Source organism: Rubritalea sp., assembly GCF_051252225.1.
Taxonomy (GTDB): Bacteria; Verrucomicrobiota; Verrucomicrobiia; order Verrucomicrobiales; family Akkermansiaceae; genus Rubritalea.
Map to the genome: position 1 here is coordinate 27001 of NZ_JBPOGE010000002.1, position 12983 is coordinate 39983.

Annotated in this window: 10 protein-coding genes; 5 read left to right on the forward strand and 5 right to left on the reverse strand. The window is 47.6% G+C overall.

The genetic code is table 11. The annotated features are described in order from the left end of the window. Positions 1 to 344: 344 nt before the first annotated feature. Entirely contained in the window at positions 345 to 1097 is a 753-nt protein-coding gene (locus tag ACSHX2_RS02565; protein ID WP_435690269.1) for a PEP-CTERM sorting domain-containing protein, read from the reverse strand. A gap of 480 nt (positions 1098 to 1577) precedes the next feature. On the opposite strand from ACSHX2_RS02565, the gene ACSHX2_RS02570 reads away from it, so the two are divergent. The 3 genes from ACSHX2_RS02570 to ACSHX2_RS02580 all read left to right on the forward strand — a co-directional run bounded on the left by ACSHX2_RS02570 (position 1578) and on the right by ACSHX2_RS02580 (position 4465). Further along, on the forward strand, positions 1578 to 2621 hold the full coding sequence (locus tag ACSHX2_RS02570) for a glycoside hydrolase family 16 protein (protein ID WP_435690271.1): 1044 nt from the start codon (positions 1578 to 1580) through the stop codon (positions 2619 to 2621). A gap of 248 nt (positions 2622 to 2869) precedes the next feature. Next, complete coding sequence (locus ACSHX2_RS02575) at positions 2870 to 3826, forward strand: hypothetical protein (protein WP_435690273.1); 957 nt, start codon at positions 2870 to 2872, stop codon at positions 3824 to 3826. A gap of 174 nt (positions 3827 to 4000) precedes the next feature. Further along, a complete protein-coding gene (locus tag ACSHX2_RS02580; RefSeq protein ID WP_435690275.1) occupies positions 4001 to 4465 on the forward strand; it encodes an MEKHLA domain-containing protein in 465 nt (154 codons plus the stop codon). A 19-nt stretch (positions 4466 to 4484) separates the two neighbouring features. Here ACSHX2_RS02580 and ACSHX2_RS02585 read toward each other — a convergent pair whose 3' ends face one another. Further along, positions 4485 to 5321 (reverse strand): MBL fold metallo-hydrolase, encoded by an 837-nt coding sequence (locus ACSHX2_RS02585; protein ID WP_435690277.1) that lies wholly within the window; start codon positions 5319 to 5321, stop codon positions 4485 to 4487. A gap of 190 nt (positions 5322 to 5511) precedes the next feature. On the opposite strand from ACSHX2_RS02585, the gene ACSHX2_RS02590 reads away from it, so the two are divergent. Continuing rightward, a complete protein-coding gene (locus ACSHX2_RS02590) occupies positions 5512 to 6072 on the forward strand; it encodes a hypothetical protein (RefSeq protein WP_435690279.1) in 561 nt (186 codons plus the stop codon). A gap of 86 nt (positions 6073 to 6158) precedes the next feature. Further along, on the forward strand, positions 6159 to 7361 hold the full coding sequence (locus ACSHX2_RS02595) for an HD domain-containing protein (protein ID WP_435690280.1): 1203 nt from the start codon (positions 6159 to 6161) through the stop codon (positions 7359 to 7361). A gap of 163 nt (positions 7362 to 7524) precedes the next feature. On the opposite strand, the gene ACSHX2_RS02600 is transcribed toward ACSHX2_RS02595, so the two are convergent. The 3 genes from ACSHX2_RS02600 to ACSHX2_RS02610 form a co-directional block, all read right to left on the reverse strand. After that, complete coding sequence (locus ACSHX2_RS02600) at positions 7525 to 9093, reverse strand: sulfatase family protein (RefSeq protein ID WP_435690282.1); 1569 nt, start codon at positions 9091 to 9093, stop codon at positions 7525 to 7527. Between the two features lie 28 nt (positions 9094 to 9121). Further along, a complete protein-coding gene (locus tag ACSHX2_RS02605) occupies positions 9122 to 10576 on the reverse strand; it encodes a sulfatase family protein (RefSeq protein ID WP_435690284.1) in 1455 nt (484 codons plus the stop codon). Between the two features lie 208 nt (positions 10577 to 10784). After that, positions 10785 to 12668 (reverse strand): sulfatase, encoded by a 1884-nt coding sequence (locus ACSHX2_RS02610; RefSeq protein ID WP_435690286.1) that lies wholly within the window; start codon positions 12666 to 12668, stop codon positions 10785 to 10787. Between the last annotated feature and the right edge of the window lie 315 nt (positions 12669 to 12983).

Here is a 12983-nt window from a genome sequence, read left to right on the forward strand (position 1 = left end):
TAGGTACCCAAAACAGGTACCTAGCTCACTTCGCTTCAGCATAAACATTCAGAGCTTCATTCTAAAAAATCGTCATTTTCCCAGCAATAGCCATTGATTGCCCATGACGCCAAGAAAACACACTCGATGCGTTTGATAAAAGCAAAGGCTCAGAGAGAACCTCTTGTTTATTCAGAACGCTCAGAGGCATCTAAGGGGGCGAGGCTTGACGGGCTTTTGCCCCAATAGGGTTATTACTAGGATCCTGGGAAGAATGCCTTTCTGAGGGAATGATAGCGGTAAACGAGGCCACAAAAAAGCCCGGCACGAGGTGCCGAGCTCTAAAAGATAAGATTGCAAAAATATCAGGCGCGGCGTCTGCGAATGAGCAGGGTACCAAGACCTCCGAGAACCAATAACGAGGTGGAGGGCTCAGGAACAACAACAAGTTCAACACCCTGAATCACAACAGCGTTGTTAGCGGTGAGATCAGTCAGCCTGACATCGAAAGAGTTTGTAAAGCTCAGATTACTACTTCCAGCATGGCTGAAAGTGTTTCCGGTGTTGGTGTCGTTGCCATCATTTCCATTGAGAAAAATCGAACCCAGGTCCCCGGTGTCTGATTGGTTGATCACGACAGAAGAAGCATTGTCTGAAGTAAGTGTGACACTATCGGCTGCCACATTGCCAAATGTTCCTCCGTAGCCGCCACTCTGGTTAGCACTTGTTGATCTCGTATTTTGGGACCACAAAGAGGCGAACTGTAGAGTCTCGCCTGCTCCGAGTCCGGTCACGTTGCTAATAGTGAACCGCAGCACTTCAGGGACGGTCGCAATATTATTGAGGAAGGTTCCTGTGTTCTCAACGGTTGACCCTAAACCACCGTTAATCCTGACGATATCTCCACCATTTGCGCCCCCTCCTCCAGGAATTACCGCTGAAACTGTGATATCGAATGATACGCCCGTGGCTCCCGAGTCTTGTGAGGAGAACGTTAAGCCGCCAGCGTTCACGGTGCTTTCATCGCCGGTGGAGGTAAAGTCGACGAACAAGGCTGCGGAAGCCACTGAAGGCATTATTAACGGCAGGATGAAAGTTACAGCTGTGGAGATTTTCATATGATCGGTATCGTGTTTCAGGAGTTTTAGAAGTGACACTAATTGAGTAGTGGAAACTGTATGATAGGTCAATAAATTCCCAAGAGATCTAAGTCTTAGGTATCGAGCCGTTTATGGACTATTGGAAGCTTATGCGATCGAAGCTTCAAGCTAAGTCCCACAGTTGCTGGACTACGGCTCGATCCGCCGTCATTGTTAATTATGGCGAGACCAACAGGTGATTCTTCAATTTCATTTAACTATAGAATTTTGAGTGATTGTTAAGCGCTTCGCACTACGTATTCTTGACGCACTGATCACCACAGAAATACTAATGCGCGGATCTGATGGAGCATAAAGCTGCGAAGTAAACCTTTCCACTATGGCAGATTCCCATCCCTCACCGATCTTGCGAGCCACTCATTTTTCTAGTACTTCTCATTCCGCACCCATAGCACCTGTTCACGGCAGAGTTCGTGCTTGGTGAACTTTATAAATACGATGCACTCCACCGGATCAAAAGCTAAGAAATCTCTGCCATGGCTCATCACCTTGCTACCGCTCCTTTCGACCACCACCGGGTGGGCTGAGACAAAGCTGGATACTTCACCCGCGCTTGAGCTGAGCTATGCTACGGAAAAAGGTGAATTCTACCAACTCCAGAGCAAGAAAGGAGCTGACTGGTCAAACGTCGGACATGCAGTCAAAGGAACAGGCGCTCCATTTAAAGGGCTCTACCCTTCTGCCGATTATCGCGTTATTTCCCCATCAAAAGAATGGGTCTTGGTGTGGGCTGATGAGTTCAATGGCAATGCTCTGGATCTTACAAAATGGGCAAAGGAAGAAAATAACTACGGAGGTGGAAACAACGAGAGGCAGGCGTATCGGACTGACGCGAAATATTGTTCTGTGAAGGATGGTAATCTTAACCTCTCTGTGTTCCGCGATCCACATACGACGAATGATGGCAAAACCCAGCCGTACTCGTCGGTGCGAATCAGAACTCTCAAGCGCGGTGACTGGACCTATGGACGCTTCGAGGTTCGAGCGATAATGCCCAAGGGCCAAGGGATCTGGCCCGCAGTTTGGATGCTACCAACCGATTCCAAATATGGTGGTTGGGCAGCGGGTGGTGAAATCGATATTATCGAATCCCGCGGAAGTGCCGTCCACGAGACCACGGGTGCGCTCCACTTTGGCGGCGCTTGGCCGAAAAACACCTACCTTTCTCACAGCTATAAGTTCCCAAAACTAGATGCTTCCGAGGCATTTCATGTATACGCCCTAGAATGGAGCGCTGATGCCATTAAGTGGTTCGTAGATGGTAAACTCTGCCAAACACGCACGAAAGAGGAATGGTTTTCCGAGGCGGCAAAGGAGAACCCCCACGCGCCATTCGACCAAGCATTTCACTTAATCATCAACGTCGCAGTAGACGGCGGTTTTTTTAAGGACACCACGCAACGTGCTGACGCGCTACCACCTACGGATTTCCCTCAAACTCTACAGATCGATTACATCCGCGTCTATCAGTGGGCCGACTGATCTAATACCACTCTGCGATTATAAATCCCTTCACATCCTGGTCAGCGATCTACGTGGTTGCCTCATTGAAGAGGACACCCAAAAAATAATGCTTCCGCCAGAAGTTCATTGCGTCGCGTAGTATCGAAAGCCAGCAATATCCCAAGCTGCAGACAATCTATCGTGAATATGTTTATCTGTAATTAATTTACGCTGTAGGACGTATGCTATCTTTGGCATTAGACCAATCATCAGAATAAGAAGAATATATGAAAAACTGTTTATTATGTGTAGCGATGGCATCGCTCTATTTCACCGCAGAGGGGCTAGCTCAGAAAGTAAACATTACCACTCACAGCCCTATTTTAAAGGATTTGGTTCTCGATTTGAATGCTGATCTTGGCGTCACAGTCGAGGATCAAGAAATGGTCACGACATGGCGAAATCAGGCGCCCCAAGCCAAAGCTGTCGATTTCAATCACACGGAAGAGGGCCGCACAAAGACCGTCATCTCCCAGAAGGAACTCGGCACAGGTCGGCCGATCCTCAAAAAGAACGCGGATGAAATCAACGGCCATCACAGCCTGATTTTTGAAGAAAATGAGCTCATCAACGAGAATGATGAAGCATTTCACGGAATGATGACCGGCGGCGGGTATACCTGGTTTGCGGTGATAAAGCCATATAAGCAGGGTGGACCAGGGAAAATCGATTCCAGATACCCAAACGCATTTTTCGGCTGCCTACGAAACACCGCAAAACCCCAATTAGAACAAGGCCAGTATGCAGGCTTCTGGGGTTCATTCTATACTGATGGCCGAGTCTACATGGGCTCTCGCAATGGCATCAGTGAGCTGGTGCGTGATGCCGTGAATACGCCAGAAGTCGAAGCCCCGGCTCCGGCAGTAAATAAGTGGCATATCATTATGGGCAGGCAGGGTTCGGGTCAGGGAATCGTTCAATTAGAGCTCTTTATCAATGATCCGTCGGAAGCGGCAAGCTCTCATGATTATCCCGTAGCCGATGTGGAGCCAAGCCGCATGGCGATAGGCACCGAAAGAAATGCGATCAATCATCAGGGGAAAGAATCCTTTGATGGTGAATTAGCTCGGCTTTTGATGTTTGAAACCGCGCTGGACCAACAGGAGATGGTAGCAGTTTACGATTATTTGAGGCAGCTTTACTTCGAATCACCAGCAAGCAACGACGCTCCTTCACAAGAATAGACCAGGATCTGGGTGGACACTCACATTCAAATTCCAGCACCTATGAAATGTGTGCCAGTTCATGGTTAACAAAAGACAGCGGCTTGATGAAATGCTTCTTTTCCTCAGCCGCACCTACAGATCGACAAACATAGCTCGCATTGCCAAGCTCTCATCCTCAGTCATCTACTTTTCATGCCATCACCTCTAGCTCCACCATACGAAAATGCTCTGTATCAAGCGCATGCTGTTCTCCTTTGTGAAAGCTTTGAAAGGTTCTTGAAGCGCCCACTGGTCACTTCTCACTCCCAGCTTCCAGCTCTGCTAGATGCTCCCTTCGTCTTGCTCTCTCACGGAATAGAAGAAGATCCTATCTTCAACTTTGGCAACCATGCCGCGCTCTCCCTATTTGAACTCAGCTGGGAACAACTCACCGCATTACCCTCACGGAAATCAGCAGAACCCATCAATCGTGAGGAGCGTAAGGCGCTCTTAGATCAAGTCACGACTTACGGTTTCATCGATAACTACTCAGGCATTCGCATCTCCTCCTCTGGTAAGAAGTTCTTGATAAAAGACGCTGTGGTTTGGAACCTTATTGATAGCTCCGGCGGCTACCATGGGCAGGCGGCAGTTTTTGAGGATTGGTCCTATTTATAGGAACCCAATGCACTAACTCTTAAAACAACTCTTCCTGTTTGAATTCACCCGCGAGACCTTCAAACACAGCTCTCGGCTGGCTCTCGCCAAACTCGACCCATTCCGTCGGAGCATCCTGCTTCGCGCAGAAGACATTGACCTGATCTAGTCCACCACTCTGCAGCAGAGCTGATACTGTTTGGGTCGCTACTTTGGGGCAATTACAATCACCGCTGAGGTGCCCAAGTACTATATGAACAAGACGCTCGCAACCCACATCCGCAATCAATTCACCTGCCTGAGTATTCGATAAATGGCCATGGCGTGAAGCGATGCGTTGCTTAGTCGACCACGGCCGTTTGGTGTCAGCTTCTAGCAAAGCTTCATCATAATTCGATTCAACAAAGAGCGCATCAGCATCGCGAAGGTGCACTCGCATGGCCTGTGTGATGTACCCCACATCGGTCACTAGGCCAAACTTTGTCGTAGCTGCAGTTAAGGTAAAACCAACAGGCTCAGCGGCATCGTGTGGAATAGGAAATGGATGAATAGTAAACTGCTCTAGCTCGAAATCTTGTCCAGTATGAAACACCTTCCACTGCACCTGAGATTTCATCCCCCATTGTAAGGCTTCTTTAGTCATCGCATTCGCGTAGACTGGGATAGACCTTTTACGTAAAAGAACATCCACTCCCCTAGCGTGATCACTGTGCTCATGCGTCAGTAAAATACCAGTAAGCGAATCTGGGTCTACTCCTAACAGCTCAAGGCGTTGTGTCAGTTGTTTGGCACTCAGCCCTGCATCTACTAACAGACGCGTCTTTCCACATTCTAGTAACGTTGCATTTCCGCCACTCCCACTCCCTAATACTGCCATCCGCATTCTCACTGGCGAAACCCTAATCACTTCGCTTCGCTCCTCAAGCAAGATTGTTACCAGAATCTCTCATTTTTGCCTTTCGTCCCTGCATAATTCCTCTACACCTCTGTGCATGAACGTTATGAATGTAATGATCGGGTCGACTTTTGCCCTCCTGGTTGCTGGACTATTTATTTCATACAGCAGCATGAAAAACACGTCTGCTGAGAACCCTGTAGCCTTAGAAATCGCCCAACTCGAGAAACGTCAGGCTCAACTCGAGTCCGCACTTATTAAAGGCCAAGCCGAACAACAAGGCTACACGTCTCAGTTCGAAACAGCACCTAACCAGTTTACCCAAAAGCCAAACCGCAATGAACTTGAGAAAGTAAGAGCTGAACTTCAACACCTTAAAAAGGAACGTGACTCTATAGAAGAACAAGCTGGCGAAGTCATCGCGGATGCGCTCGCTAACAGCTCTCCAGCTCCCGACAGAAAACGTTCCAACTTGATCGATACAGCCTTAGTCATGGCTCGTATCACTGAATACGACAACGTGAATAAAGTCGCAGGCATCCACATTGAACGCGTAGGAAATGTCAACACTGGTGACACGCTCGGCATTCGTCGTAACTCTGGCATCATCGGTCGCCTAACAATAGGGATGACGGACCGCAATCAAGGCATCGCTGATCCACTGGTTGGTACTTTCCTAGGTGGCACCGTCGACATTCAGCCAGGTGACGAACTTATTCTTCCTCCAGACTGATCCCATCAGATATTACTTTAGAAAAAGCGAGCTCCGGCTCGCTTTTTTATTGTCCACATCCCACCTACCAGATTTAGAGTAGCTCTGTGGATCAGCTTACTATTACCCAACTTAAACAGACTGCAGGCGACTCCCCTGTCACAGCGTCAGTCGATGTTCAACTCCAGTCCTGCATTACTAAAACGACCAAGTCGGGCAAACCCTATCTCGAGCTCGTGCTCGCTGACTCGATTGACCAATTTACTCTAAAAATCTGGGAGAACTTACCGCAATTCAAGCTCGCTCAGGATCTCCCGACTGAATCCTTCCTGCGCTTGGCTGGTGATTGGACTCAAAACCAATACGGACTCGATGCCCAACGCTGGGACTTCCGCCCACTCACTGAGAGAGAAGTCGCCGACCTCCTTACTGGTGACCCAGAAACAAGTGCTCAACAGAAAAAAGATTGGGAAACCATTCTACAGCTCACAGGCGATATTTCCGACCCACGCCTCCACACCCTCTGCCAACTCTTCATCGAAAAGCACGGACTTCATTTCCAGCGCACAGCTGCTGCTAGAAAAAACCACCATGCACGTCGCGGCGGGTTGGTGGAGCACGTTGCACAAATGATGCGCAGTGCCGTTGCTATCTCTAGCGTCTATACTGATCTCAATACCGACCTTCTCGTCTCTGGTGTCTTATTCCACGACAGTGGGAAAATGTGGGAAAATACTTATCCAGAAACTGGCTTCGCCCAGCCCTTCGACATTCAAGGTGAAATGCTTGGACACATCCCACTAGGCATCGACCTCTGCGGAAGACTCTGGAGCGAAATGATGCAGAACGCTCCTAAGATGTGGAACGACCTCTATCCTCTTAACGACGATGTTCGCATTCACCTACTGCATCTCATAGCAAGTCACCACGGCACCTACGAATTTGGCTCGCCTACGCTTCCGCGTACTCCTGAAGCAATCGCTCTCCACTACATCGACAACCTCGATGCTAAGTACGAGATGTTCAAGCAGGCCTACAATGCAGCGCCAGAACTCGCTCCTGGAATCCAACAAAAGCAATTCCCGCTCCCAGCAAACCTCGTAGCACCTCTTGCTAGTTTCCCGAAAAGTGAGTCCTCACCAGTTCTGAAGGTAGAAGAAAGAGTGGAACCTCAAACTGCTCCTGTACTTAAAGATAAACCAGCGGTTCCCAAAAATCCTCCAGTCAGAGAAAATAAGAAAAAGGAACTAGAAATTCCTGAATTAGAAGACGAGCTTCAATCGCAACCTTTCACAGGTGACTTATTCTAAGGAAAGCTGCTCTACAAAAAACAACAGAGCTGAAAGCGTTGAGGCATAGCGACGTCATCCTCCAGTTCTCACTAACTAGTGAGCGTACTCCTCGACCTTTATAGACAAGAAAAAAGCCTAGATGGATATCCACCTAGGCTTTTTCTATCTTCTAGTCAGAAAGTTATTTCTTCTTTCCACCCTTATCGGCGATCCAGCCAAGCTTCTTAGTTTTAGGGATCTCAGCCTTATGTGCCAGCACCTTGTCGCTAAGTTGCTTCGCTATTTCAGGGAAATCATTGATCACATTTTTCGTCTGACCGAGGTCATTCTCTAAGTCGTAGAGCTGAGCCTTTGGAGCGTCTTTCTTATATTTCCCATTCACCACGTCGCTATTCTGCTGCCCAGTATGCGGGAAAACTCTCACACCACCCACGGCGTGTTTCCCCCAGCCATGAACGAAACCACCAGTGTCGCGCGCAGGAATGTAGAGCCACTTCTTGGTGCGGATAGACACATGGTTCGAGCTATTGGAAAGAACTACTAATTCCTCTCGAATTGGTTTCTCCACCTCACCTTTCAGCTCATCGAGCTGGCTCACGCTATCTAGGTCATCTGGAAGCTCTTGCCCCGTAATCTCAGCAAAGGTAGCAAGCAAGTCGACCTGACTCATCAGATTGCTAGACTCTCTACCTGCTGGTACAGTTCCATCCCATTTTACAATCATTGGGACGCGGTGCCCTCCTTCCCAAACGCCAAACTTAAAACCCTGGAGCTCACCGTTTAATCTGTGCCCCATTGTCCATGCTTTCTGTCCACCATCATTCAGCATTCCGCCATTATCTGAGGTGAAAATGATCAGCGTCTCACGCCCATTTTTTCCCTCTGAAGCTTCTACAGCCTTCACTACTTCGCCGACCATCCAGTCGAGCTCATGAGCAAAATCACCATACTTCCCACACTCGCTTGTGCCATTGAAACGCGGATCAGGGGTAAATGGATGATGAATATGGCTAGTCGCTAGGTAAAGAAAGTAAGGCTTATCCTCTTTCTGCTCACCGAGCCACTTAGTAGTTAGTGCGACAAATTCATTTCCGATCTGGAAATCGTCATAAAGTTCATGCGCGACCTTGCCTCCACCGATGCGACCAGCGCCTTTACCTGGTGGCAAAGCTTTTGCCCACACTTTACCACCATTCTTGATAGGGTCATTAGGATCATGCCCAACGACGGTGCCATTTTCCATAAAGATAAAAGGAGGAACCGAATTAGCAGATGGAATCACATAACTATAATCAAAACCGATATCATTTGGGCCAGGAGAGACTGGTGTTTCGTTGTAGTTGGTTGCCTTCTCACCGAGACCCAAATGCCATTTCCCAATAATCGCTGTGGAGTATCCCGCCTTTTTCAAGACACTCGCCATGTTTGGCTGATCAGTCTTTATCGTTAGTGGCGAGAAGCCTGTAGTAGGCCCCCATAGATTGATCCTCGTAGGATAGTTGCCGGTAAGTAGACCATAGCGCGATGGCGAACACACAGCTGATGGTGAATGCGCGTCAGTGAAGCGCGTGCCTTCTTTAGCCAGCTTATCAATGTTAGGCGTCTGTATTTTTGTCGCGCCATAACACGAAAGGTCTCCATAGCCTAGATCGTCAGCGTTGATGAGCACAATGTTTGGCAAGTCATTCGCCACCAATAGCGGTGACCCAAGTCCAAGCAAAAGTCCTACAAATGTTTTCTTAAGTTTCATAATAAATTTTATGTTTTCTATTGGGGGCTTATTTCTTGGCTCTCTTTCCGCCCTTCGCAGATTTAATGGGGACAGCATGTTCATTTCCTAGAGTCTTATAGGGCTCATCTCCGAGTGGTCGCGCGTTCACTCCGCGCTTGGCACTATCCCCGATATCTTCACGAATCGAATCGACGAGTTTCTGTAGTTCAGCGACTACCTCTGGGTGAGACTTTGCGACATTAACCTCTTCTGAGATGTCTTCCTCAAGATTATACAGTACTACTTCAGTCTGCCAGCCACGGTCAGCAGGTGGAATCATGTTTGGCCACTTCTTCAGAGACTCTACCTTCTTGTCAGTGTCAGTATGGGGAACCAAAAGTTTCCACTTCCCCTGTCTTACACCGCGTAACCTAGTATGCTCATAGTAATAAAATGTCCGATCAAGTTCATCCTCGCTTCCATGCCAAAGCGAGCTCACGTCCTCGCCATCGATGACACGATCAGACGGCACTTCTCCACCTGCTAATTTAGCGAATGTGGGCAGAATATCGATCGTTGCAGTAATCTGCTCACTCACTTTACCAGCGGGCACTTTCCCTGGCGCTCTGATTACAAATGGCACTCTAGAACCACCTTCATAGGATGAACATTTTACTCCACGCAGAGGAAGAGCACTCCCACCCTCATCTTTTTTGATCCACCACGGGCCATTATCACTGGTGAAAATCACGTAGGTATTCTCATCCAGTCCTTCTTCATTAATCTTATCTAACAAACGTCCCACATGAAAATCGATCTCTTCAACTACATCACCATAAAGACCACGCTCAGACTTCCCTAAAAAAGGAGGAGCAGCCGCGAGTTTTGTGTGCGGCATCGAGTGGGCCAAGTAGATGAAAAAGGGTTTCTCAGAATTTTGATCAATAAAGGAAATGGCCTCATCAGTCCATCTGCGTGAGATTTGTTTCATGTCTGCTGCGGATTCGATCATCTCATCCTGCCGTAGCAGATTCACTACAGAATCGTTACTTCCAGGAGTCCAAAAAGCGGTATCGAAGCCTTGCTTAGTAGGTGCTAAGTCATAATTGAATTGAGTCTGGCTATGACCAGCGAGGTCCCATTTACCAAAAACTCCTGTTCTATAGCCAGCATCCTTCAAAACCTCAGCTACGGTCACTTCTGACAATGCTAGCTTCGGGTGAGGAATCTCCCCATTATCATTTCTCGATAGACGCAGTGGATAGCAGCCAGTCATCAAAGCAGCTCTAGATGGACCGCAAACTGGCTGGGCATAAAATGAGGTAAACTTCATCCCTTCATCTGCCATTTTATCGATATTCGGAGTCTTAATCTTTGGAGACCCAAAGCAGCCAATATCCTGATAACCTAGATCATCGGTAAAAATAACCACGAAATTTGGCTTCTTCTCCTGCGCAATAACTCCCCCGACAAAAGAAAGCCCAATGGCGCATCTGGTTAAATATTTTTGCAAGCTGATCATACGATACAATACAGAGACCTAAGCTCCAAGAGGACAGCTAAAATACATTTTTCACAATTCATCCCAGTCTACACCAATACTAGAGATGAACAGTTCACCCCCATCAGTAAATGAGATGAAGTGTAAAAAAAATAGGGCAACTCTGCTTTTCAACAGAGTGCCCTATAAAATTAAGTAGCTACATATCTAAGTAGAACGCGATAGAACCTTACTTAGACTTAACAGAAATAGCTAGGTCAGTGGGTGAGGACTTTTTCTTACCCACTTTGCCCGCCTTGTCAGATGAACTAGACTTAGGGTAACTCACGAGGAAGTTATTTTCATCGATGAGGTTCACGTAAAGATACTTGGCACCTTTAGGCAGCTTCACAGTAGCTGTAGACCCGCTAAGTTTCATCGGAACCGGAAACCACTCCTGATATCCGGCGTTCTTTTCTTGGGTGGTGTAGATAAGGTTCGCCTTAGTTACCTTTGCTCCATTTTCTTTAAAATCCACAGTGAGTACTTTACCGTCGAGCTTATGCTTAAGCACGGTCGGCACTGACGCTTGGTGAGGTAACTCGTTAGAAGACTCTGGATTGTAGTGAGGGTAGCTCGCCTTCATCTCAGTCAGCTGAGCTGTGAGTTTTGCATCCATCGCTTGCACTTTCTCTGGCATGGAATCAGCGAGGTTCTTGGATTCTTCTATGTCTAGACGTTCCTTCTTGCCGTCCTTACTCACATAGAGCTGAAAGAGTTCGAACTCCTTTTGTTGTGGATTTTTAACGAAATCGTAATTTTTAACCAACTTGAAGTCGCCATCGATGATCGCGCTTTCCAAGGCTGTGTGTGGGAAGTGCCACATCATTTCGTCACGTGACTCGCCGTTAGCGTCTTTCACCAATTCAGGATTCGTTGGGTCTTTGGTCAGGAGCGGATAGAGGTCGAGACCATCGAGCTGCTTGTCTGGCTGTTTAGCGCCAGCCATGGAGAGAACGGTAGGATAAATATCGAGACCATTCACTAACACGTCAGTTTCTACACCCGCTGGAATGCCAGGACCAGCAACGATGAATGGTACTCTAACACCACCTTCTTTGACCGAAGTCTTACCTAAGTCTAGTGGTGTGTTATCCGTATAACGTTCATAGGATTTCCCCTCAGTCCCGCCATTATCGGAAGTGAAAATGACAAAAGTATTCTCGCTCAGCTTGTGCCCAGGCCAGCGCGGATCATCGGTGTTGTCTAAATAATCAAAGACGCGGCCGATGTTGTAATCGAGTTCTTCAACCATTGCCCCGTAGAATGGGTTCTTCTGGCCTATCGAGTTCCCGTCAAAGCTCTTCTTATCGGCAGGGTCTATCCCCATTTCTGCAGCATACTTTTTCAGTAATTCCTCAGAACGCGTCTGAATAGGTGCGTGCACAAGCCATGTTGCGTAATAGAGGAAAAAAGGTTTCGCCTTATTGTCACCAAGAAACTTGAGGGCGTTTTCCGTAGTTTGGTTGTGTGGAAACCCATTTGCATCGAGCTTGTAAGGATCCTTAACATCGTTCGTGGCAAAGTCTTTAAGCCGGTCCTTCATCAATGCCTTTGAAATGCGACTTCCGTAGCTCACATCGAAACCTAGCTCAGTAGCTTTAGGCTCAGAGTAGGAAATATGCCATTTGCCAACATGGCCAGTAGCGTAACCATTATCCTTCATCGCAGAAGCCATTGTGTAATCGCCCACTGGTGTCCTTGCACTGAACCATGGAGACATCATCCGAGCTCCCTTAGCTAAAGGCTTAGGTGGTGTCCCACCTTTGATGTGTGTTTTCTGTGCTCGAGCAGGATGGACTCCGCTTACGATAGCACAACGCGACGGCGCGCATGTCGGCGCTGGCGAATAAGCTCTCCAGAACTGCACTCCTTTTTTAGAAAAAGCATCGATGTTAGGTGTCACGTACGCGTTCGGCTCATCAATGTCGTAACAATCAACATCCTGCCAACCGAGGTCATCGGTGAGTAGAACTAAGACATTGGGCTTCTCTGGACGTTTATCGTCGGCCTGCATGATAGCAGGAGCAATGAACAAAAGTCCGATACATTTATTAAATAGAGTGGTTTTCACAATGTGTGTTTTAAAAGTTTCTGTGTTTCACAGTGGGCACCTAAGACCGCCCATAGGAACGTAGCTAAACTAGGTGATCTTTCACTCATAAAATAGCACTGCAGTAGAAAAACCAGTCTAGCGAAATATACTAGGATCTGAGCTCACCTCGGTTTTTATAAGAAAGAACGCGTTTATGCTAAGCGTAGTGTGAAGGTAGAATCACCTCATCCACAGTATTTCCATACTGGATGAAATCCACATTTAACTACTCAATATCAACATCTTAAGGTTTCAATATTGATCCCTGTTCACCCAAACTTCCATTCTATCTTT

Excerpts from the sequence above, each read along its gene's own strand:
- ACSHX2_RS02565 (WP_435690269.1), bottom strand. The coding sequence starts at position 1,097 with ATGAAAATCTCCACAGCTGTAACTTTCATCCTGCCGTTAATAATGCCT.
- ACSHX2_RS02570 (WP_435690271.1), top strand. The coding sequence starts at position 1,578 with ATGCACTCCACCGGATCAAAAGCTAAGAAATCTCTGCCATGGCTCATC.
- ACSHX2_RS02575 (WP_435690273.1), top strand. The coding sequence starts at position 2,870 with ATGAAAAACTGTTTATTATGTGTAGCGATGGCATCGCTCTATTTCACC.
- ACSHX2_RS02580 (WP_435690275.1), top strand. The coding sequence starts at position 4,001 with ATGCCATCACCTCTAGCTCCACCATACGAAAATGCTCTGTATCAAGCG.
- ACSHX2_RS02585 (WP_435690277.1), bottom strand. The coding sequence starts at position 5,321 with ATGGCAGTATTAGGGAGTGGGAGTGGCGGAAATGCAACGTTACTAGAA.
- ACSHX2_RS02590 (WP_435690279.1), top strand. The coding sequence starts at position 5,512 with ATGAAAAACACGTCTGCTGAGAACCCTGTAGCCTTAGAAATCGCCCAA.
- ACSHX2_RS02600 (WP_435690282.1), bottom strand. The coding sequence starts at position 9,093 with ATGAAACTTAAGAAAACATTTGTAGGACTTTTGCTTGGACTTGGGTCA.
- ACSHX2_RS02605 (WP_435690284.1), bottom strand. The coding sequence starts at position 10,576 with ATGATCAGCTTGCAAAAATATTTAACCAGATGCGCCATTGGGCTTTCT.